Consider the following 21,130-nt stretch of genomic DNA (forward strand, 5'->3'; position numbering starts at 1 on the left):
TTTTTATGAGTATTAAAAATGGTCGCAAGTACAGATATCAAGTTTTATGTGCATACCAATAACAATGCGCCACAACTGCAAAATGCTTATGGCTCTATGATTAATGTGCTGGATGCCTGTTTAGTAAATGGTATTAATATTGGCACAGTATCGTCCCTTACAACATCAGGTACCATAGTCACTGCATTATTCAGCTCTGCCCATAATTTGATGCAATATCAAGTGATTAAAATCACAGGTGCCAATCAACCTGAATTTAATGGTGAGCATCGCGTTTTAACCATACCGAATGCGCAGAGTGTGACATTTGAGCTTGCCTCAGTACCAAGTGTGACAACTGCGACAGGTACGATCGAAGCATCATTACCGCCTCTTGGGTGGGAAAAGCCATTTGGAAACACGGGAGGAAAAGCAGCTTATCGCTCTAAAAATTTACTTTTACCAAGTCGCCCATTTTTACGTGTCGTTGATGAGTTAGACCCAGCATACACAGCAACTTATGCGAAGTATGCAAAAGTCGGTATTGTAGAAGACATGACTGATATTGATACGATGCTTGGTGTTCAAGCGCCTTTTGATGCAGTAAATCCTGATAAAAACTGGATAGGCACAGGCTCAAGCACAGCAGCGATTAATGGTTGGGCGAAATGGTACTACGCTCACAGCAATACACCCAACAACTCATACAGTGACACAGGTGCACCAGCATCAGGTGCGCGAAAATACCTTATTGTTGGTAATAGGGATGTGTTTTATGTTATGCCATCCGTAACACCAACAGCGAATGCTTTGTGCTATGGGTTTGGCGCATTTAACAGCACACTTGGTGTTGATAATGCAGCTGTATTTTTGTCAGCTACGGTTAGCTCGGGAGCGGTTAGTAGTTTACCCTCAATGGGTTCTGTGACACCACTAACCGGATTTAGTACATCAAGATATCTTATTTTACAGCGCCCACAATCAAATCAAAACTTTTATGCAACTGCGCTATGCACAACACTTCGTAACACCTACGGTGAGCATGATAGTGGTTATTTTAACTATATAAACACAGCAGCAGCGCTAGGTTTCGCACCGCTTTTCCCTGTATTTTTACTAGAAACACAAATTAGCATGTCGGCAACTGCCCCAAATTTATTCCGTGGTGATTTATCACTTTTGTATTGGCTTGCTCAATCAGCGCCATATTCAGATTTACAGGTTTACATGAATAGTGATGGGGTATTTATCGCCAAGAATGTCACAACCGGCAACCGACCTGGGCAGATTATCTTAAAAGTCGGAGAAGTTTAGTGTTATTAAAAGTCAAACATCTTGTACCACAATACAATACTTGTGGAATGTACGGTTTTAAAGAGATTAATGGTGTGGTGTGCGTATTGGGTGCGCCATCTCGATGCCGTGTGTCATTGTATGAAAGAACAACCGGAAAAAAGGTTGGCGAGTGTATAGCAGATAAAAATGGAAAATATGCATTCCGAGGCTTAACAGCAGCGAATCACTTTATTATTGCTCATCACCCGGAATCAACTTTTAACGCAGTCATTCAAGATAATGTGGTGCCAAAATGAGTAAAACATCAGTCAAAGCTCGGCTGGCTATGATTCAAGCCTTTTCAGAATTTATGGATAACGGTAGCCAAAGTGCTACCGTTATTTTTTATGAGGGTACGCAGCCTGCCAGCCCAGCAGTTGCAGCAGATTCGAATAATGCTTTGGTGACACTGACTTTTCCTGAACCGTGTATCAAAGAAACCACCGCTACTTATGTAGAGTTTCATCCAACCGATACAGGTACTGTGATCAAGTCAGGCACAGCAACTTGGGCGCGGATCTACAATGGCGCAGGTGAAGTGGCTGCGGATCTCACTGTGGGTACAGATATTTCCCTTGCTAATACTAATCTAGCCCTTGGCGGCACATTGTCTGTTACTTCAATAAAACTCAGACCTTAAATTAAAAGGGTGCTCATGTGGATTTTAAGAATAAGCTCGGCACCGTTGATGCTCACAACCTAAACCTGAATTTTAAGCCTGATAATACTGACAGTCATAACATCATTCTGAATTTTGAGCATCTGGCCGATGGCTCAACCAATCTCAATTTTGGCGATGATGTTACAGCTGTAATCGATACAGTACTCGATGCTGAATTCTCATTTGAAGTCACCGCAGTTTATGCCGACAGTGGTGCCAATACTGCAGTCATCGACACAGTACTTGATATTGGATTTAGCTTTGATGTAGTTGCTGTATTTAATGAGAATACTGATGTCATTGGCCAGATCGATACTGTTTTAGATACGAGCTTTAGTTTTGAGGTCGAAGCAGTATTTAGTGAAAACTTATGCATCATTGATACGGTTTTAGATACTGAGTTTCAATTTGAGGTTATGGCGGTATTTGATATCAATCATCTGGTCGGGGTGTCTTATGGTTTTGATATACGATATCAGAAGGCGATTGCAGCCTTAAGCACCACGGAAATACCGTGGGCCAAGCCAATATTAAGAGTCTCAAATGAGGCTCTTTTTTATGAGCAAGGCTTGGTGATTTCCAATCAGGCAGATATTCGGTACGAGCAGGCAGGGTCATTAACCCGGGCGATTAGATCCTTTTATGAGCAAGCCACTGGTTTGAGTTCTGATGCGTATGTGATTTGGGAGGAAGGTGATAAGCGCTTTATTCATCAGCGCTACCTGCATGAAGAAACGATCAAACTGCGCCATAACCGGGAAACTGTTTGGCAAGAAATGATCCGTCGGCGCAAAACCTTTACTTATTCTCATGAAGTGGCGCATGTCTTTGAAAAGCGTTTCTCGTTTGAATGGGATAAAAGTCTGGAGATTATCACCAAGTCGAATTTGCCTTGGGATAAAGCCAAAGCGATTCATTATCGCAAGCATCCGGTTCTACCTTGGCCAAAGCCTGAGCTGCCTAAATACGAAGGCACTGGTGATTTAAATTTCATCTGTCTATGTCATGACGTTGATTCGCACAATGTTGTTTTAAATTTTGGTGCAGATGACTGTATTCCAGCACTGCCGAAACGAAACTGGTGGTATATCGTGAATACATTAACAGCCGAGCGACTGGATACTGGCGAGAAGATCAAAGTCATGGATGGCACCTACAGTACCAGTCGGGCGCAATGGTGCTGGACTTACTCCATTACCGTGGCTCATACCGAGAAAGACAAGCTGCAACCAATCAATGGTCAGCCTGTGATCCTTAAAGTTATGATCAATGGATTTGAGCATCATGTCTTGCTTGAAGATCCGGAGGAAACCCGACGTTTTGCCAGTGTTTTATACACTTATCCGGGTCGAAGTGTAACCGCTTTAAATTCTGATAAATACGGGCCTTTACGCTCATTCATTCAGGACAATGAACGTACCTCTGTACAGTTGGTGCAGGCTGAACTGGATCGAGCTCAATCCAATACTACTTTGGACTGGAAACTGATTGATGAGCTGGGCTGGATCGTGCCTACTGAAAGCCTGAGTTATGCGGAACTTGCACCCATCGATGCAATCAAGCAGGTGGTTGATGCAGGCGGTGGCTTTATCTATAGCCAGAAAGCCGGCAATACACTGACTATTTTACCCCGGTACCAGAAGGGTTATTGGGATGCGCTGACAGTGGATGATTACGATATTTTGTTATCTGAAAGCCTGGTGATGCAGCAAAACATCAAGCAGAACGATGAATACATTGCAGACTTTAATGCCATCACCGTAGTGAATAGTCGAAGTGGTGAAAGTCTGAAGGTGCAGCAACGTGGCACTTCAGGGGATGTACCTTTAGAGGCAGTCACTGGGCCATTATTCAATATAGTGTCTGGTGCAAGTTATGGCAAAAATGAATTAGTTAGAGCCAATATTCAGGAGTTGCACACCTTTTCTGATATTCCTGTCAGTCAGGAAATTGGCGAGATGCTACCCGGTAAAACGATTGCTTTTAATGGCCAGTGGTGGGGCGTGATTGATGGGGTGAGTGGAAGTTTTTCGCATGAGAAGGTCAATGAAACCATTATCGTGGAGCGTATCAGCCGTGACTAATCCTTTGTTTGAACTGCGCAAACTACTTAATCCGACCCATGCAGAATATATCGGCACTATCACGTCAGTGAAGCATCCAGAGTATCGGGTGCAGATCGATGGTGGATCTGGTCCAGTGCTCTGTACATCCGGCACTGCTTATAACTTAGGTGCCAGAGTATTCATCTCAAACCAGGTAATTTTAAGGCCAGCACCCACTGGCCAGCACTCAGAAATAGAAGTCTAAATTTAACCAAATAACGGCACCTTTTTAGGTGCTTTTTTATTGCCAAAAAATAGGGGTATGTATGACTAAAGGGGATGTATATGGACTTTCTTAGTCAAGTATTGGAAAGCATAAAGAACCATTCACACATCCTTTTTACAGGTGTGCTGGGTGCAACTTTTGGCTTTCTATTAAGTAAGGAGCCCACCCGGGATCGCTGGATAGGATTCTTTGCAGGCTTCATTTTATGTGTGGTCTTTGCTAAACCAGCAAGTTTATTTCTTGCTAGCGGTAACTACCCAGAACTATTTGGATTCATTCTGGGCGCTGCTGGTAAAAGTACAGCTGAAGCATTGCTGAGTTTGGCTCGATCAAGAGTTCTTGGTTTAGTCAAAAAGGAGAATGAAGATGCTGCTAATCATAAGTAAGACGGCATTGGTATTGTTTATATTTTCGTTTGCAATCATGGCATTTCATCCAAAAATCCAGCTCCCAAAACACATCGATTTTCTATTGGTGTTGTCGATCCTTTTTGGAGCCGCACTTTTTGTTAAAGATGAGTATTCGCCAAGTCCGGCCGGAACCCTTTTTTACACTACAGTAAGTATTTTATTCGCACTATTTACCCGACAACTCTATATTTGGGGTAAGGGTGGTGCACGTCCTAAATTTTTTAATACGGATAAAGATGGTGACAACCCATGAAACATATTTTTGATTTCTTGCGAAAGATTAGCGGCGGCAAACTCACCCAGAAACAGGTTGATGCTGCTGACAAACTGATTGCAACTGCTTACGATGATGTCACCAGTATGCTGGGTATCGCTACGGATGAAATGAGCATCAGCCCAAGTGGTATTGATCTGATCCGTAATTTTGAAAGCCTACGGCTCAATGCCTACGATGATGGCGTGGGGGTATGGACCATTGGTTATGGCACCACAAAATACCTAAATGGTATTCGTGTCAAAAAAGGGGATACCTGCACACTGGAACAAGCCAAAAGCTACATGCAACATGACTTGAAAAAATTCGAGCAAACCGTCAATAGCGCAGTCAATGTTCCGATCAATCAGAATCAGTTTGATGCCTTGGTTTCATTGGCCTATAACATTGGACCTACCGCATTTGAAGAATCCACTTTGGTCAAAAGGCTGAATGAGAAAAATTATAAGGCGGCAGCTGATCAATTTGGCTTATGGGTAAATGCTCGTGGCAAACGCCTGCAAGGTCTGGTGAATCGCAGGAAAATTGAAATGGAGTTATTTTTAAAATGACTCTAAATCTATTATGGAAATATAAACACTGGATCGCAATTGCGGTCTTTTTCTTTTTATGGCTAGGGCAAGTTGCTTACACCAATCACTTAAGCGGAAAGCTGCGCAAGGCTGGTGAGCAGTGCACGATAAAAATTCAGAAAATAGAGCAAAACCATCTCAAAGCTCTAACCCATAAACAAAATCAAATTAACCAGATGAGTGCGGATTATGAAGCAGCAAAATCAGAGCAGCACGTGCAAGTCGAAACAGTTACGCGTGAAGTGCAAAAGATCATTGATCGTCCTGTGTATCTCAACCATTGCTTTGATGATGATGGCCTGCAGCAACTCAACTCACTTATCACCAGTGGTGCCAGTAAACCTCCTTGAGTCTTGCCCTGATTTGCAAAAACTGGAATCAGGGCAGGGTAAGGTTGTTTTGGTCTGGTCTATTGATACAGTAGCTAAATATAGCGACTGCAAAGCGCGTCATGCTGCTATTGTGAAAGTTCTTAAATAAGACTGAATAACTCACTAGAGAACAATATTCTAATAAAATAGATAAATGCCCTCAAATGAGGGCTTTGTTTTTTACTTTAATAAATAATTCCTCAATAATAAAAATAAGGGTCTTGATTATTTCTAGCCACTTTATTGCACTCTTTACACCTAATACTCTCTATAGAATAGAGTCCACGAGTTTGCTTACCTTCGGCAGCAGCAATAAGATAAAAGTGCTGAGTATCATTAAAACTATAGTCATCCCATGCTCCACAAACAGAACACTTAATAATTTTTCTATCGCAGTAAATGTGCGGCTTTTCCATTATATTTCCTCATTATTAAAAAATTTCTAAATTCTTCTATAAATATAAAGCTCACAGTTAAGGGTATCGACTTTAACTTAGTCGGAATTTTGATATAAAAACCTTAACTTCAATTTACTCCCTCCATCCATCCACAATATCAGCCCAGTCCTGCATCATTTTTCTACGATCTGCTAAATACTTGGCATGGTTATACGATGCACGTGTTTTATTCTCATCAGCGTGAGCCAGTTGAGTCTCGATCCACTTTTCATCATAACCAAGCTCATTCAATAGGGTGGATGCCGTAGCGCGGAAATCATGTGCCGTGACGTTCTGCATGATGTATTGCAGTGCACGATTGATTGTAGTGGCTGGCATCATCCCGCCCTTATAGACACCTTCAAAAACATACTTCTTGCGGCCAGTGAGCTTCTTCTGCTTAAGTAAAAGTTGATAAACCTGTTCAGACATTGGCACTACATGCGTCCTATTCTTCTTAGTTAGTCGCATGCCTTTTTTAAGCTGCTCCCGGGTTTGTTTTTCAAAAGTAATAGTTCTTTCTTCGAAGTCAATAAATGACCACTGCAGTCGACGCACCTCAATTGTGCGAAGCATGGTATAGAACAAAAATAAAATAGAATTGACCGTTGACTCAGCACCACCATAACTATCGATCCGCGCTCTAAACACCTTTCGTTCAGCCAAACTTAATGGTCTTGCATGTTCAACATCAGGCCGTGCAATGACTTCGCGTACCGCATATGTCGGATCGTTCTCAGCTCTTAGTGTCGCAATGGCATACCTCATCACAGAGCCAATCTTCTTTCTGTTTTCAATTGCTGTTACTTCACCAGTGCCACGGTTATCCTGACCCTTAACACGTTTCACTGTATTCTGCATAATTTTCAAAACATCAGCAGAGGTCACATCTTTAATATTTTTATGTCCGATGACTTTATAAATATCCTTTTCCATTGCACGATGAAAAGCATCTACATAGGTTTGGGATTTATCCTTTAGACGATCCGCAGCATATTCCTTTGCGATAGCTTCAAAACTATTCTCATCACACAGCAGCGCAGCTTTTTCTTGTTGACGATGCACAGCTGGATCAATATTGTTTGCAAGCAGTGATTTGATTTCGTCTTGCTTTTGACGAGCTTCTGCTAAGCTTACGATAGGGTATTCACCCAGACTAATCATCGAGGCCTTACCCGCATAACGATAGCGCACACGCCAAAGCTTTGTGCCGGTCGAACGAACCTCAATACACAGCCCACCCTGATCAGCAATACGGTATGCTTTTTCCATTGGTTTTAGTTTTTTTAGCTTGGTATCGTTAAGCATGTGAGTAACGCAAGTGATTAAATATTGTTACTCACTATATTACTCACAAAAGCGATTAATACAATTTAATTCTATTTTATGGTATTTAACTGGAAAGGCTTGATAATAAAGACATAGGGATTTTGATTTAATGGTATTTTACAGTATTTAATTATTATGATAATTCTCGATCATTAAAAGCATGAGCTTAACCTATTGAAATTAATGCACTTAAATTGTGCTTGAGTAATTCAGAGCGTGCTTTATTAGCAGTTTTTTAGCTAGCTAGAAAAGCTGATTAAACTGTTGATTTCATTGTGTGAAAATAAAGCGACAATCATCATAGCAAATAATCTGAAACTACGGCGCAACAATTTGCCCAATTTTTCTGCTTAGCCAAATGAACAGGGTTGATAAGGCTCAACACACACGGTGATATAACCAAAAAATATTAAATAACTAAAAGTAAGTTAAGGTCAAAAAATATATACACATAATTTTGATGTTTTAATTTTTTTATGAGTTGCTTTAAAAACAACAGTTGATTAGCAGTCGGAGAAAATGGAACAGTATTCTTATCGTTTATTTATCCAAAGTGATTCAATTTGGTGAGCATTTTCTTAATCTTAGTTTTTAAGAAAAACTGAATATTTGCAGTAAAATACAAAAATACTTTTTAAATCGATTAAGAACTCACCTAAAGTTTATAAAAGCTACATAAGCTCATCATTACTTACCAGAAATAACATCTATAGTGATTTTACTGCACTGTTAAGGTGCAGTGTGAAATCTAACGAAACAAAAATCACAGAGAATGCTTGAATATAGTGCATTTAATTATACAGACAGTATAATAGGCCAAAAGTATTTCTTTCAATCCACGTATTCTCATAAGGATTTCAAGATTTTAGCTATACTTTTAAAAGTTGGTACGGTAATTGCTTAATAACTACCAACTACTAACACGCACTTCGTAAGTGCAACAAAAAAACATCGGAGCAAATTGAGCATGGCGAACAAGGTCCTTCAACTCATCCAAGAAAGTGGCGCAAAATGGGTAGACTTCCGTTTTACAGACACTAAAGGTAAAGAGCAACACGTGACTTACCCAGCAGACACTATTGATGAAGATACATTTGAAGACGGTAAAATGTTCGATGGTTCTTCAATCTCTGGCTGGAAAGGTATTGAAGCGTCAGACATGATTTTACGCCCAGATGCTGAAACAGGTTTTATCGACCCGTTCTTCGCTGAGCCTACAGTTGTTGTGACTTGTGATGTCATTGAACCTTCAACTGGTCAAGGTTATGACCGTGACCCACGTTCAATCGCTCGCCGTGCAGAAGAATACCTGAAATCTACTGGTATTGGTGATACTGCATTCTTCGGTCCTGAACCAGAATTCTTCGTATTTGACGAAGTAAAATGGGAAATCGACATGTCTGGCGCTCGCCATACATTGATCGCTGAAGAGGCTGCATGGTCAACTGGCAAAGACTACGAATCAGGTAACTCTGGTCACCGTCCACGCGTTAAAGGCGGTTACTTCCCAGTTCCTCCAGTAGATTCTCACCACGATATGCGTGCAGACATGTGTGCAAAAATCGAAGAGATCATGGGTCCAGGCCGTGTAGAAGTACATCACCACGAAGTTGCATCTTGCCAGCTTGAAATCGGTGTAAGCTTCAATACAATGGTTCGTAAAGCAGACGAAGTACAACAGTTCAAATATGCTGTTTGGAACGTTGCGCATCAATACGCTAAAACTGCGACTTTCATGCCTAAACCAATGGTAGGTGACAACGGTTCTGGTATGCACGTTCACATGTCAATCTCTAAAGATGGCAAGAACCTGTTTGCTGGTGATGAATATGCAGGTCTTTCTGAAACTGCACTTTACTTCATCGGTGGTGTGATCAAACACGCGCGTTCATTGAATGCGATCACTAACCCGTCTACAAACTCATACAAGCGTCTGGTACCGCACTTCGAAGCACCAATTATGTTGGCTTACTCTGCGCGTAACCGTTCTGCTTCTATCCGTATTCCATATGTTTCTAGCCCTAAAGGCAAACGTATCGAAGCACGTTTCCCTGATCCAATGATGAACCCGTACCTAGGTTTCGCTGCATTGTTGATGGCTGGTCTTGACGGTATCCAGAACAAGATCCACCCAGGTGAAGCTGCAGACAAGAACTTGTACGATCTTCCTCCAGAAGAAGAAGCTAAAATCCCTACAGTGGCACACAGCCTTGAAATGGCTCTTGAAGCGCTTCAAGCGGACCAGGATTACCTGCTTAAAGGTGGTGTGTTCACTAAAGAAATGCTTGATGCCTACATCGAGCTTAAAACTGAAGAAGTACGTCGTCTGAACACGACTACTCACCCAGTTGAATTCGATATGTACTACAGCCTGTAATTCTTCCAAGAATTTCACTGTAAAAAAGACCCGCCTTTGTGCGGGTTTTTTTGTATGATGCTGTTATTGATTAAAGATAAATGATTATGGCAGCACGTAAAAAACATACTGGCTTTTTTCCCTGGATTGATCCGCAAGATCACAGTAAAGGTTTTAAACTGAATTTTTCTGAAGTGACCTATATAGAAGTCGGACGTACACCTGAAGGTTATAAGCAGGTGGAATTCATTGCATTGCGAAATCCTGAATTGGCTTTGGATTATGACTATCCGCAAAGCTTTTATATCACCACAGATGGAATAATTCTGAAAAAACTGCCAAGTGGCAAATATGAAGTTATCGCCAAGACAGATAATGCCTGATCATGAAGTTGGGAATGTTGTGAGTTTAAAATTTAAGAATCAGCCTAGACAGCAGATACCAGCTGTATTTCGGGAATGGCTATATGCATCAGGATCATTGACCCAGCAACTAACTGATTTGGCAGATGGGCAATTTAGGGTGCGGCCGTTAAAAGAACATTTTCAGCGATTAAGCTTTGAAAATGCCAGTTGGATGAGGATGCCACATCAGCATACCTCTTGGGTGCGGGAAAGCTATTTATATGGTTGTGATGAACAACCTTGGGTGAAGGCTAAAAGTATTTTCCCGATTTTAAGCCTGCAAAAACGGGCACGGATTTTTCAGCATATTGGATCGAAGCCGATTGGCTGGCTGTTATTCCAGCGTACCAATCCGTATTGTGAGCGTCGTGTGATCTATCTTGAAGATGGGTGGACCCGCCAGAGCTGTTATACTTGGCATGGCTGTAAATTTATCGTACAAGAAACATTTTTACCGGCTTTCCAGCAATATATAGAAAATCAACAGGCTTAACTTGATATGGCAACTGCACAAGCAATTAGCTGGCGTGAACGTCTGAGCGCCTATTATTATCTTTGTCGTTTTGATAAGCCTATTGGCACAGAACTGGTTTTTTGGCCCACCATGTGGGCACTTTGGGTGGCTGCAAAGGGAATACCTGATCTGAGTATTCTGATGCTGATGATTCTTGGTGTCATCCTTATGCGTGCAGCAGGTTGTGCCATTAATGACTTTGCCGACCGAAAGGTGGATGCACATGTGGAGCGAACCAAAACACGTCCACTGGCAACTGGAATCATTAGTGGTAAAGAAGCAGTGATGGTGTTCCTGGTGCTGGTGGCTGCTAGTGCCTGCTTACTGTTCTTCTTACCGATTGAAACGTTCTATTGGTCATTTGGGGCTTTATTTCTAGCTTTCATTTATCCTTTTATGAAACGCTATACGCATTTACCGCAGGTATTCTTGGGTGCGGCATTTTCATGGTCCATTCCCATGGCTTATACCGCAGTAGGGCAGACTCCGGATTTAACCTGCTGGTTGCTGTATTTTGGTAATCTGGCCTGGACTGTAGCATATGACACCCAATATGCAATTACCGATCGTGAATATGACTTGAAAATTGGCGTGAAATCGACTGCCATTTTATTTGGTCAATATGATATTCAAATCATCAGTGTACTGCAGGTCATTAGTCTTGTTTTGATTGGCACAGCCTTATGGGTCGAAGGCTTACTCGTTCCATTTGGCTTGATTGGTTTAATTGCGGTAGCAATCGATTTTGCTTACCAGTGGTTAAAAACCAGAGACAAAGATCCGCAGCGCTGTTTCTGGGCTTTTCGGCATAACCGTTGGGTTGGCCTGATGATTTTCCTGGGAATCTTTGCTGCACTTCTGTAACTGCATACTGTCAATTCATAACAAAAGCATCCTATAAGGGTGCTTTTTTTTATGATTAATTCAAATCTGCTCCATGAAAAAGATTAACAACAATAAGGGATTAGAATATGAATAGCATAATGAAAAACGGTTTCAAAAAAACTTCTTTGGCAGTCATATGTTCAATGACACTGTTAATAACAGCATGTAATGACGGTGATGATGAATTTATCGGATTTAATCCAGTACAAATCTATGCAGTCGATGATGAAGTAAAGGCAATGGTCGACCGTCATGATATTTTCAGCTATAGCATGCAGAGCGTTCAAGATAAAAATATTCGTGCTACAACCTTGGTCTTTACACCTAAAGGTACACCACCTGCAGGTGGTTGGCCGATTGTGGTTTGGGCGCATGGCACGACCGGAGCGGCAGACAAATGTGCTCCTTCACGTCTTCCATTAACTGGAGAGGAAAAAGATCTGGTCATGGAATTGGTAGAGCGCGGTTATGCGGTCATTGCACCAGACTATGAGGGTCTGGGTAATAATAATGAACCACATCCTTATTTAAATCTTGAAAGTGCAGCCAATTCTATTCTTTCTGCTATTAGCGAAGCTAAAAAATATTATGGCAATGTTTTAGCTGATGAGTGGAGCGTGGTAGGGTGGTCACAAGGTGGGCATGCAGCGCTTGCTGCTGCAGAATTTAGTAGTGTGCTAACTAACTTTGATTACAAGGGTGCAGTAGCAATTGCTCCAGCGTCTTATCTGGCAGAAACTTTAAATTATGGATTGGGTGTTGCTGCTACTGTTGCAGATCCCGGTACACCGGAAGCTATCCAGGCGGCAAAACAGATTGCTGGAACCTTATATGGTTATGCGGCAATTGTAAGTTCAGGAATTAAGGCAGAAAGACCGGCTTTCCAATACAGTCAGGCTTTCCTGGAAACTAAAGTTCCTCTTGCACAAATTGCGGAAGTTGAATGTTCACCACGAGTTGCTGAAGGTTTTAGGAATGATATTCAGTCCTATATTGATAATGGTGGAACGTACGCTACTTATCAGGCTTTGCAACCCAACTTTATCCTGGATGATGATGTGAGTACTTATTTAGAGGAAAACTTGCCAGGACAAAATCCAATTCCTAAACCTGTATATGTATTCCAAGGTGAACAAGATACAACTGTGCCTGCTTATATAACTACAACATTATTGTTTCCGAAACTTTTAGAGGTTGCAGAAGAAATGGATAATGATGATTTATTTCTTGATCCAGATGCTAATCATCAAACGATTATGACGCAGAATATTTCTGCTATTGTAGACAAAGTAGACGAGTTTATGAATCAATAGAAATAGAATGTTGCAAGGAGCTTCGGCTCCTTTTTTATTTGTTATCTTGCTAAGTCTTGAGCAATCATCTGAGTTTGTTATAGTGGCTCAAGATTTTAGGTCAAGAGTATAGGTTTGTTATGTCGCAACAGACAAAACCCCGCAGTGTCAAGAAACTGGTTATTTTTGGAACCCTGGCTTTATGTATTCCAATTTTTTTGGTCACGATGGCATTTCTGGCTGTAAATAGTGATGCCAAAAATCAGGAAAAGTATAAACAGCAGCAGACTGAAATGATCGCCCGAATTGAAGCACGAGAGGCAGCTGAGAAAAAGCAGGCAGTGGAACAGCAAGAAAATGCTGAAATAGACGTGCAGGCAGCCTCAGAGGCCAATATTCAGCAATAAGTATTTTATATAAATTTATTATCTTAAATCCCGTTGTAGTTGTCTGATGCTCGGTATTTCCGTGTATCGGACAACGGTATAGCCTGCTGCAATCAGCATGGCATCGCGTTCTGCATCTTCCTTTTCTTTGCCAAAATGACTCGGATCATCGAGCTCTACAATTGCAACGACATTATATTCCCGGTCCATCACTACAAAGTCAGTCACCTTGCGATTGAATTTACTCCGCATATTCATCTGGTCATGAGTAATCAAGGCACTGAAAGCAACTTGTGCCAAAATATGATGATGGGGAAAAGCATCTTTCAGACGAGTAAACATCCTGCTTTCAAAGGCAGTAATGACACGTTTGGGGTAAAATTTTTGCTGGCGGGTAAACAGGTGCGGGAAGAGCAGGCAAAATAAAGCGAAACTTGCCAGACAGCCAATCACAAAAAAAATAATCTGACTCAAATGAAACACAGCAGAACTTAGGGCAAATAAAAAACCCACTTCATAATGAGTGGGTTCTTCGAGAATCTTGGCTCTCCCACCTGGGCTCGAACCAGGGACCTGCGGATTAACAGTCCGTCGCTCTACCGACTGAGCTATGGGAGAATAGATTGGCTCTCCAACCTGGGCTCGAACCAGGGACCTGCGGATTAACAGTCCGTCGCTCTACCGACTGAGCTATTGGAGAATCTGAAAGCGATTATAGAGAGATTTAAAAAGGGGTCAAGGCACTTTTAGAAAAAAGCTGTAGAAATTGAATCAAGTGTTTTAAAAATAGTCGAAAAGGTTTTTAGTTCAAACTGTTATATTTAGGTAAAACAGGCCAGCGGTCAGATTTTAATAAGCCTTAATCCTTGTAAATGATCTGAAATGTCGGAAATGATGTGGCATAGCGCATGTAGATCAATACGATTTCAATCTAAAAATATAGATATAAAAAAAAGCCCACTTCGCAATGAGTGGGCTTTCTGGAATCTTGGCTCTCCCACCTGGGCTCGAACCAGGGACCTGCGGATTAACAGTCCGTCGCTCTACCGACTGAGCTATTGGAGAATCTGATGCGCATTTTAGGCAGGAAACGAAAGGTCGTCAACCAATTAATTGAAAGAAATGAAACGTTTGCTTTATTAATATGCGTTTAGGACTTAAAAATAAAAAAATCACCCACGAAGGGTGATTTTTTAGGCTTAGAAATAAAAAATTATTTCTCAACACCAGCAGCTTGACCTGCATATTTCGCGTTTGCGTAATCCCAGTTTACTAGGCTTTCTAGGAAAGTAGAGATGTATTTAGGACGAGCGTTACGATAGTCGATGTAGTAAGCATGTTCCCAAACGTCAATTGTCAACACAGCAATTTTACCGTGCGCCATTGGAGTGTCAGCATTTGAAGTTTTAAGGATAGAAAGGTTGCCGTTTACTTCGTCAGCAACTAACCAAGCCCAACCTGAACCGAATTGAGTTGCAGCAGCAGTTGCGAATTCTTCAGCGAATTTTTCGTAAGAACCGAAAGCTTCGTCAATTTTAGCAGCCAAAGCGCCAGTAGCTTTACCGCCACCGTTTTTAGTTAAGCAGTTCCAGTAGAAAGTGTGGTTCCATACTTGAGCAGCGTTGTTGAAAACACCTGCTTTAGATGAATCACCAGCAGAAGCCAGAATGATTTCTTCTAGAGTTTTGCCTTCAAGCTCAGTACCAGCGATCAGGTTGTTTAGGTTAACCACGTAAGTATTGTGGTGTTTGTCGTGATGGTATTCTAAAGTTTCTTTGCTGATGTGTGGAGCAAGATCTTCGTAGCCGTAAGGTAATGCTGGTAAAGTAATGGTTGTCATGTTTTCAATTCCTTGCATTTTGCTGGGTTTTGACAGTAAGTGGCGTTATTGTAATAGAAAAACAGGCCGAAATGCGCATTACAGATAAATAAGAATACAGAATAAAGCCTGAAATTATACGTATAAAGCCGCTGTCAAATACCGTCAGATGAAATTAAATCGGATTGTTTAATTCGAAATAACTATACTCAATATTGAACTGCTGGGAAATAGCTTTTGCAAGGCGTTGAACACCATATTTCTCAGTCGCATGATGACCGCAAGCATAATAATGCACATCTAGTTCTTGAGCTTCATAGAAAGTGCGTTCCGACACTTCACCCGAAATATAAGCATCACAGTTCTGTGCAGCCGCTTTTTGAATATAATCCTGTGCACCGCCAGTACAGAATCCGACTTTACGAATTTCAGTTTTATCGGCTGGTAGATGAATCGCATCAAAGCTCAGCTTTTCAGAAACATAGTCTTTAAATTGCTCTGGTGTCGTGGCCTGTTTTAAATAGCCAATATTGCCAATTGGACGTCGTTCATTTGGATCTAGCTGTTCAATATTCTCAAGTTCTAGCAGATCGGCAATCGCAGCATTATTTCCCAAAGTAGGGTGACTATCTAAAGGCAGATGATAGCCAACTAGAGAGATATCATTTTGAATCAGAGTCTTAATCCGTTGACCACGCATACCAGTAATCGGGTAGGGTTCGCCTTTCCAGAAATAGCCATGATGCACCAATAAAAGATCCGCACCTTGGGCAATTGCGGCTTCAATGGCCCCTTGAGAAGCAGTCACAGCACACAGAATTTTATTGACTTCAGAGCGGCCTTCAATCTGTAAGCCATTCGGTGCATAGTCTTTGAATTCATGCGTAGCTAGGGTCTGGTCACACCATTGAATAATGTCCTGCAATTTGGCCATAAAATTTCTCTTTAAACCTTTAAATTGTCATCATCAAAACATATTTTGAATTGTAACTAAAGCAGCACAAATCTCTTTTGCTTTTTTTATGTTTAGTTTTGTGTTTAGCTTTACAATAGAGCACAAATTGCTTAGTCATCAATAAATTAAAAATATTGTCAGAGGATAATAAAGTGCGTCGGACCTTTACATGGTTACCTTGGGTGTTGCTGATCTTAGTGATCATCGTCTTTCTAGGTTGGCAACAGTTGCAAAAACCAAAAGCACCTGTCGCGCCAGATGGCGTCAAAATGCCTGCTGAAAAAGTTGAACCATTATTGGATACTTCACGTGCTGGTGGAGTGGTTTCTTACAGCGCTGCGGTTAAAGTTGCTGCACCGGCTGTAGTGAATATCTTTACCACACAGAAAGTGAAGAAGCAGGACAATCCTTTACTCAACGATCCAGTCTTCCGTGAATTCTTTGGTGATCAATTACCGGAACAGTTCTCTCAAGGTCCAAATGAAAATAGCCTTGGATCAGGGGTAATTGTGCGTGCAGATGGTTATGTTCTGACGAATAATCATGTGATTGCGCAGGCTGATCAGATCATTGTGGCGCTGAATGATGGCCGTCGTGCTGAAGCGAAAGTGATTGGGACTGACCCAGATACCGACCTGGCGGTGATCAAAATTGAGCTGGATAAATTACCGGTATTGCCATTCAAGCTGAGCGGTAATGAAGTGGGTGACGTCGTTCTGGCGATTGGTAATCCTTTCGGTGTCGGTCAAACCGTGACGCAGGGGATTATTTCTGCAACGGGTCGTTCTGATCTGGGCATCAATACCTATGAAGACTTTGTACAAACAGATGCCGCAATTAATCCGGGGAACTCAGGTGGTGCACTGATTGATGTTTCTGGGAATCTGATTGGGGTGAATACCGCAATCTTCTCTCAGTCTGGCGGTTCACTCGGGATTGGCTTCGCGATTCCAGCTAAAGTCTGTCAGCAGATCATGAATGCCATTCTGAAGGATGGTCGTGTAGTGCGCGGCTGGCTGGGCATTAGTCTGTTACCGCCACAACGTAATGATGTGATGAAACCATCTGAACAGGGTGTGACTGTGGCGGAAGTATTGCCAAATGGTCCTTCAGCCAAAGCGGGTATTCAGCGGGGTGACAAGATTATCAAGGTGAATGATGAACAGATTACGTCTGCATCGCATCTGATTAACTACGTAGCTCTACAGGCTCCAGGTAGCAAGATTATGATTGAAGTGGAACGTGCAGGCAAAAAACTGGATCTGAATGTGGTGGTTGGTGAACGCCAACAACAGCAGCAAAATGCATCATCACAATATATTCCTTTACCAGAATAAACTTTAAAATTTTCGAATAAAAAATCCCTCCTAGTGAGGGATTTTTTTTATGATCAGCTTTTATTTTTTGATTACAAAACATGAATATTTTATGTGATTTAAATCATTTAACTTCATTGAATAAAATCAAAAAAAGAGTAAATAACAATGAGTTTTATGACTGCAGATCAAGCCAAAGTTTTATCCGATGTAGCCAATATAAATATTGATATGTTTAAGCCACGTTTGGCTCAACTGATTGAAGACAATGCCCGACTAGGTAATACCGCTGTGCTGACAGTGTTTCCTAAGCATCTGCCTCTAGAAGAGATCCGTAGACTATCAGCGGAGTTGACTGACTTGGGCTATAACGTGCGCTTTGAAGTGCGGGAATTTTATTATAGTTTTAATGTGTACTGGCTATAATTTTATCAATTGTTCAAAAATAGCTCTATTCAGGCATATATTTTGCTGCATTCATCTTATAGCGAAACTATGAGAAATTTATGTCTTTATTTATTCATCCTGCAGCACAGGCAGATGCACCTTATGTGGTGCTTTCGACCGGACTAGGCGGGCATGCCAGTTTCTGGAATCCTCAAATTAGAGTTTTACAGCAGCATTTTCATGTAGTCACTTATGATCATGAAGGCTGTCATTCAGATTCAAAGCTTTTGCCTACGCCTTATTCGATCGACCATATGGTGCATCAGGTGCTGGATTTATTGATCAATGATGGTATTCGAGAGTTTCATTTTATCGGGCATGCGCTGGGTGGGCATATCGGTATGCAACTAGCGACCTATCAAACTGAAAGAAAGTTCAAGTTACTGAGTCTGACCATGTTAAATGCTTGGGGAGAGCTAGATGCCCATACTAGGAAGTGTTTCGAGGCACGAACTTCGTTATTGCTCAATAGCGGGGCAGAGGCATATGTAAGAGCACAGGCTTTATTTCTTTATCCGCCGCAGTGGATCTCGGCCCATATTGATCAGTTAACCGAAGCAGAGAACAAGCAGTTATTAGACTTTCCACCGATTCCAAATGTTTTGGCACGCCTACAAGCTGTGCAGGTTTTTAAACTGAACGCAGAACATCGACAGACACTCAAAGATGTTCCTGTACATCTGATTGCCAATCAGGATGATTTCCTGGTGTCTTATCAACGGTCACAACAGTTACAAGAATGCTTGCCTCATAGCCACCTAAGTTTGCTTGCTACAGGTGCACATGCATCTACTGTGACCGAAACAGATCAGGTGAATCAGCTGATACTTTCCTTCTTAATTTCTCGTTAATTTTGCTCATTTTAAAAGCCAGGCCCAGCGTCTGGTTTTTTATCTTTTCTAATCAATCATTTTTGTAGCATCAGCATGGCTTTTACTTCGAATTGATGCATGAACTGCAAATGCACAAATTGCTACGAGTGCACTTGAATGAAACAGTATGTGCAAAATTGACTCATAGGTAAAAATGGTTATTTTACTAAAAATTCAAAAGATAAAATATTAAGTATTTGATAAATAATAATTAAATATATTTGGCACATGCTTTGCAATGTTTATCTTGTAAATAAAATTCCCGAAGTGGAATCAGAAATTTGAATAAGTGTTAAAAATAATGAGGTGTGAAAATGAAAATAGGTGTCTTCTGTCCAATCGGAAACAACGGCTGGTTACTCTCTGAAAATGCACCACAATATATGCCGACTTTTGAGTTAAATAAACAAATCGTGCAGCGCGCTGAACACTATGGTTTCGATTTCGCACTTTCCATGATCAAGTTGCGTGGCTTTGGTGGCAAGACCGAGTTCTGGGAGCATAACCTGGAAACGTTTACCTTGATGGCCGGCCTTGCTGCTGTTACCAGCAAAATTCAAATTTATGCAACAGCTGCAACTCTGGTGATGCCACCTGCAATTGTCGCGCGTATGGCATCAACCATTGATTCGATTTCGAATGGCCGATTTGGGCTAAATGTAGTGACTGGCTGGCAGCCGCCTGAGTACACCCAGATGGGCATGTGGCCAGGCAATGAGTATTTTGGCAAACGCTATGAATATCTGTCTGAATATGTACAAATTTTGCGTGAGCTTTGGGCAACAGGTAAATCCGACTTTAAAGGTGAGCATTTCCAGATGGAAGACTGCCGTGTTAGTCCGCGCCCGCAAGCCGATATGAAAATCATCTGTGCAGGTCAGTCGGATGCCGGTCTGGAATTTTCTGCGCAATATGCTGACTACAACTTCGTATTTGGTAAAGGGCTGAATACTCCAACGGCTTATGCCGAAATCAATGACCGTTTGAAAGCAAAAACGGATGTGACGGGCCGTGATGTACAGACCTATGTGCTGTTTATGGTGATTGCAGCGGGAACCGATGAAGAAGCCCAAGCCAAATGGCAGCACTATAACGATGGTGCCGACATGGAAGCGATTAACTGGTTAATGAATCAGGGCGGTAAAGACACGACTTCCGGTACAGATACCAATATCCGTCAAATGGCGTCTAGCGTATCTCCAGTCAATATCAATATGGGTACGCTGGTGGGTTCTTATGAAAATGTGGCACGAATGTTGGATGAAATTGGCGAAATTAAAGGCACTGAAGGTGTGTTGCTGACTTTTGATGATTTTATTCAAGGGGTTGAAGATTTTGGCCAAAAAATCCAGCCATTGATGAAATGCCGTGAGCATATTGTGATTGAGGGTGAAGCCCCTGTACTGGAGAAAAGCGCATGAGTGAGTCAGTGGTAACTGCCGGTTTTACTGAAAAACTCGGTACCGGAAAAACGCTTAAAGCTGAGCCTGAAGCAATTTGCCTTGCACCTGAACAGACTGCGCTGATTGTGATTGATATGCAGAATGCCTATACCTCCCAGGGTGGCTATCTGGATCTGGCCGGTTTTGATGTCTCAAAGACCAAACCTGTGGTCGAAAACATCAAGAAAGCAGTCGATGCAGCGCATGCGGCCGGTATTCAGGTCATCTATTTTAAAAATGGCTGGGATGCAGAATATAAGGAAGCGGGTGGTACGGATTCTCCGAATTTCCATAAATCCAATGCCTTAAAGACCATGCGCAAACGTCCCGAATTACAGGGGCAATTACTGGCCAAAGGGGGCTGGGACTTTGAACTGATTGATGAGTTACAGCCACTGCCCCAAGATCTGGTCATTGAAAAACCTCGCTATAGCGGTTTCTTTAATACCGCACTGGACAGCATGTTGCGTGTCCGTGGCATTCGCAATCTGGTTTTTGTCGGAATTGCCACCAATGTCTGCGTGGAATCGACCTTACGTGATGGTTTTTTTCTGGAATATTTTGGTGTGGCACTTGCTGATGCCTGCCATCAGGCCGGTCCAGTCGAAGCGCATGAAGCCAGTCTGTATAACATCAAGACTTTCTTTGGCTGGGTATCAGATACCAAAAATTTTGTAGAAACCTTTCAAAAAGAATGTGAGTCACTAAAAGAAACTAAATTAGCTGTAAGCGCATAAAGAATT

General features: G+C 41.8%; 24 protein-coding genes and 3 tRNA genes. 20 read left to right on the forward strand and 7 right to left on the reverse strand.

The genetic code is table 11. The features are described 5' to 3' along the window. Positions 1 to 18 precede the first annotated feature (18 nt). The 9 genes from F955_RS09560 (at position 19) to F955_RS09595 (ending at position 5,912) form a co-directional block, all read left to right on the forward strand. On the forward strand, positions 19 to 1,293 hold the full coding sequence (locus F955_RS09560; RefSeq protein WP_004893904.1) for a hypothetical protein: 1,275 nt from the start codon (positions 19 to 21) through the stop codon (positions 1,291 to 1,293). After that, positions 1,293 to 1,571, forward strand: coding sequence for a hypothetical protein (locus F955_RS09565; protein WP_004893908.1), 279 nt, complete (start codon positions 1,293 to 1,295; stop codon positions 1,569 to 1,571). Before F955_RS09560 ends, F955_RS09565 begins: the two co-directional genes overlap by 1 nt. After that, complete coding sequence (locus F955_RS09570) at positions 1,568 to 1,954, forward strand: hypothetical protein (RefSeq protein WP_004893911.1); 387 nt, start codon at positions 1,568 to 1,570, stop codon at positions 1,952 to 1,954. Before F955_RS09565 ends, F955_RS09570 begins: the two co-directional genes overlap by 4 nt. Positions 1,955 to 1,971: 17 nt before the next feature. After that, the gene (locus F955_RS09575; RefSeq protein ID WP_004893913.1) at positions 1,972 to 4,059 is read left to right on the forward strand and encodes a hypothetical protein; all 2,088 of its coding nucleotides are present in this window, start codon (positions 1,972 to 1,974) and stop codon (positions 4,057 to 4,059) included. Then, a complete protein-coding gene (locus F955_RS16855) occupies positions 4,052 to 4,285 on the forward strand; it encodes a hypothetical protein (RefSeq protein ID WP_004893916.1) in 234 nt (77 codons plus the stop codon). The genes F955_RS09575 and F955_RS16855 overlap by 8 nt, the downstream gene beginning before the upstream one ends. 80 nt (positions 4,286 to 4,365) lie before the next feature. Further along, complete coding sequence (locus F955_RS09580) at positions 4,366 to 4,692, forward strand: hypothetical protein (protein WP_004646469.1); 327 nt, start codon at positions 4,366 to 4,368, stop codon at positions 4,690 to 4,692. Continuing rightward, on the forward strand, positions 4,673 to 4,969 hold the full coding sequence (locus F955_RS09585) for a hypothetical protein (protein ID WP_004646471.1): 297 nt from the start codon (positions 4,673 to 4,675) through the stop codon (positions 4,967 to 4,969). Before F955_RS09580 ends, F955_RS09585 begins: the two co-directional genes overlap by 20 nt. Then, a complete protein-coding gene (locus F955_RS09590) occupies positions 4,966 to 5,541 on the forward strand; it encodes a lysozyme (RefSeq protein ID WP_004646472.1) in 576 nt (191 codons plus the stop codon). The genes F955_RS09585 and F955_RS09590 overlap by 4 nt, the downstream gene beginning before the upstream one ends. Continuing rightward, positions 5,538 to 5,912 carry a hypothetical protein gene (locus tag F955_RS09595; protein WP_004279637.1) on the forward strand — a complete coding sequence of 125 codons (375 nt, stop codon included), beginning with the start codon at positions 5,538 to 5,540 and terminating at the stop codon, positions 5,910 to 5,912. Before F955_RS09590 ends, F955_RS09595 begins: the two co-directional genes overlap by 4 nt. Positions 5,913 to 6,463: 551 nt before the next feature. Here the strand turns inward: F955_RS09595 and F955_RS09605 are convergent. After that, the gene (locus F955_RS09605; RefSeq protein ID WP_004893920.1) at positions 6,464 to 7,678 is read right to left on the reverse strand and encodes a tyrosine-type recombinase/integrase; all 1,215 of its coding nucleotides are present in this window, start codon (positions 7,676 to 7,678) and stop codon (positions 6,464 to 6,466) included. 982 nt (positions 7,679 to 8,660) lie between these two features. On the opposite strand from F955_RS09605, the gene glnA reads away from it, so the two are divergent. The 6 genes from glnA to F955_RS09635 all read left to right on the forward strand — a co-directional run bounded on the left by glnA (position 8,661) and on the right by F955_RS09635 (position 13,557). Next, complete coding sequence (gene glnA, locus F955_RS09610) at positions 8,661 to 10,076, forward strand: type I glutamate--ammonia ligase (protein ID WP_171056638.1); 1,416 nt, start codon at positions 8,661 to 8,663, stop codon at positions 10,074 to 10,076. Between the two features lie 86 nt (positions 10,077 to 10,162). Continuing rightward, positions 10,163 to 10,438, forward strand: coding sequence for a hypothetical protein (locus tag F955_RS09615; RefSeq protein ID WP_004893922.1), 276 nt, complete (start codon positions 10,163 to 10,165; stop codon positions 10,436 to 10,438). Then, positions 10,431 to 10,952: a chorismate--pyruvate lyase family protein gene (locus tag F955_RS09620; RefSeq protein ID WP_017401580.1), complete on the forward strand. Its 522-nt coding sequence runs from the start codon at positions 10,431 to 10,433 to the stop codon at positions 10,950 to 10,952. The genes F955_RS09615 and F955_RS09620 overlap by 8 nt, the downstream gene beginning before the upstream one ends. A gap of 6 nt (positions 10,953 to 10,958) precedes the next feature. Continuing rightward, complete coding sequence (gene ubiA, locus F955_RS09625) at positions 10,959 to 11,837, forward strand: 4-hydroxybenzoate octaprenyltransferase (RefSeq protein WP_004893927.1); 879 nt, start codon at positions 10,959 to 10,961, stop codon at positions 11,835 to 11,837. A gap of 164 nt (positions 11,838 to 12,001) precedes the next feature. Next, positions 12,002 to 13,171, forward strand: coding sequence for an alpha/beta hydrolase (locus F955_RS09630; RefSeq protein ID WP_228127683.1), 1,170 nt, complete (start codon positions 12,002 to 12,004; stop codon positions 13,169 to 13,171). A 119-nt stretch (positions 13,172 to 13,290) separates the two neighbouring features. Continuing rightward, positions 13,291 to 13,557: a hypothetical protein gene (locus F955_RS09635; RefSeq protein ID WP_004893931.1), complete on the forward strand. Its 267-nt coding sequence runs from the start codon at positions 13,291 to 13,293 to the stop codon at positions 13,555 to 13,557. An 18-nt stretch (positions 13,558 to 13,575) separates the two neighbouring features. On the opposite strand, the gene F955_RS09640 is transcribed toward F955_RS09635, so the two are convergent. The 6 genes from F955_RS09640 to F955_RS09665 form a co-directional block, all read right to left on the reverse strand. Then, positions 13,576 to 14,019 carry a DUF2726 domain-containing protein gene (locus tag F955_RS09640; protein WP_026056769.1) on the reverse strand — a complete coding sequence of 148 codons (444 nt, stop codon included), beginning with the start codon at positions 14,017 to 14,019 and terminating at the stop codon, positions 13,576 to 13,578. Between the two features lie 59 nt (positions 14,020 to 14,078). Further along, positions 14,079 to 14,154, reverse strand: a tRNA-Asn gene (locus tag F955_RS09645). 6 nt (positions 14,155 to 14,160) lie between these two features. After that, positions 14,161 to 14,236: transfer RNA gene (locus F955_RS09650), tRNA-Asn, on the reverse strand. A 289-nt stretch (positions 14,237 to 14,525) separates the two neighbouring features. Then, positions 14,526 to 14,601: transfer RNA gene (locus F955_RS09655), tRNA-Asn, on the reverse strand. A gap of 148 nt (positions 14,602 to 14,749) precedes the next feature. Next, positions 14,750 to 15,376: a superoxide dismutase gene (locus F955_RS09660; RefSeq protein WP_004893936.1), complete on the reverse strand. Its 627-nt coding sequence runs from the start codon at positions 15,374 to 15,376 to the stop codon at positions 14,750 to 14,752. Between the two features lie 154 nt (positions 15,377 to 15,530). Beyond that, positions 15,531 to 16,289: a Nif3-like dinuclear metal center hexameric protein gene (locus tag F955_RS09665; RefSeq protein ID WP_004893938.1), complete on the reverse strand. Its 759-nt coding sequence runs from the start codon at positions 16,287 to 16,289 to the stop codon at positions 15,531 to 15,533. A 173-nt stretch (positions 16,290 to 16,462) separates the two neighbouring features. On the opposite strand from F955_RS09665, the gene F955_RS09670 reads away from it, so the two are divergent. From F955_RS09670 to rutB, 5 genes are all read left to right on the forward strand, one after another. Next, a complete protein-coding gene (locus tag F955_RS09670) occupies positions 16,463 to 17,647 on the forward strand; it encodes a trypsin-like peptidase domain-containing protein (protein WP_004893939.1) in 1,185 nt (394 codons plus the stop codon). Between the two features lie 147 nt (positions 17,648 to 17,794). Further along, complete coding sequence (locus F955_RS09675; RefSeq protein ID WP_004893941.1) at positions 17,795 to 18,052, forward strand: hypothetical protein; 258 nt, start codon at positions 17,795 to 17,797, stop codon at positions 18,050 to 18,052. An 80-nt stretch (positions 18,053 to 18,132) separates the two neighbouring features. Further along, positions 18,133 to 18,924, forward strand: a complete 792-nt coding sequence (rutD, locus tag F955_RS09680; protein WP_004893942.1) for a pyrimidine utilization protein D — start codon at positions 18,133 to 18,135, stop codon at positions 18,922 to 18,924. Between the two features lie 335 nt (positions 18,925 to 19,259). Further along, a complete protein-coding gene (gene rutA, locus F955_RS09685; RefSeq protein WP_004893943.1) occupies positions 19,260 to 20,366 on the forward strand; it encodes a pyrimidine utilization protein A in 1,107 nt (368 codons plus the stop codon). Next, on the forward strand, positions 20,363 to 21,124 hold the full coding sequence (gene rutB, locus F955_RS09690; protein ID WP_004893946.1) for a pyrimidine utilization protein B: 762 nt from the start codon (positions 20,363 to 20,365) through the stop codon (positions 21,122 to 21,124). Before rutA ends, rutB begins: the two co-directional genes overlap by 4 nt. The last annotated feature ends 6 nt before the right edge of the window (positions 21,125 to 21,130 follow it).

The organism is Acinetobacter schindleri CIP 107287 (assembly GCF_000368625.1).
In the GTDB taxonomy this organism is placed as follows: domain Bacteria; phylum Pseudomonadota; class Gammaproteobacteria; order Pseudomonadales; family Moraxellaceae; genus Acinetobacter; species Acinetobacter schindleri.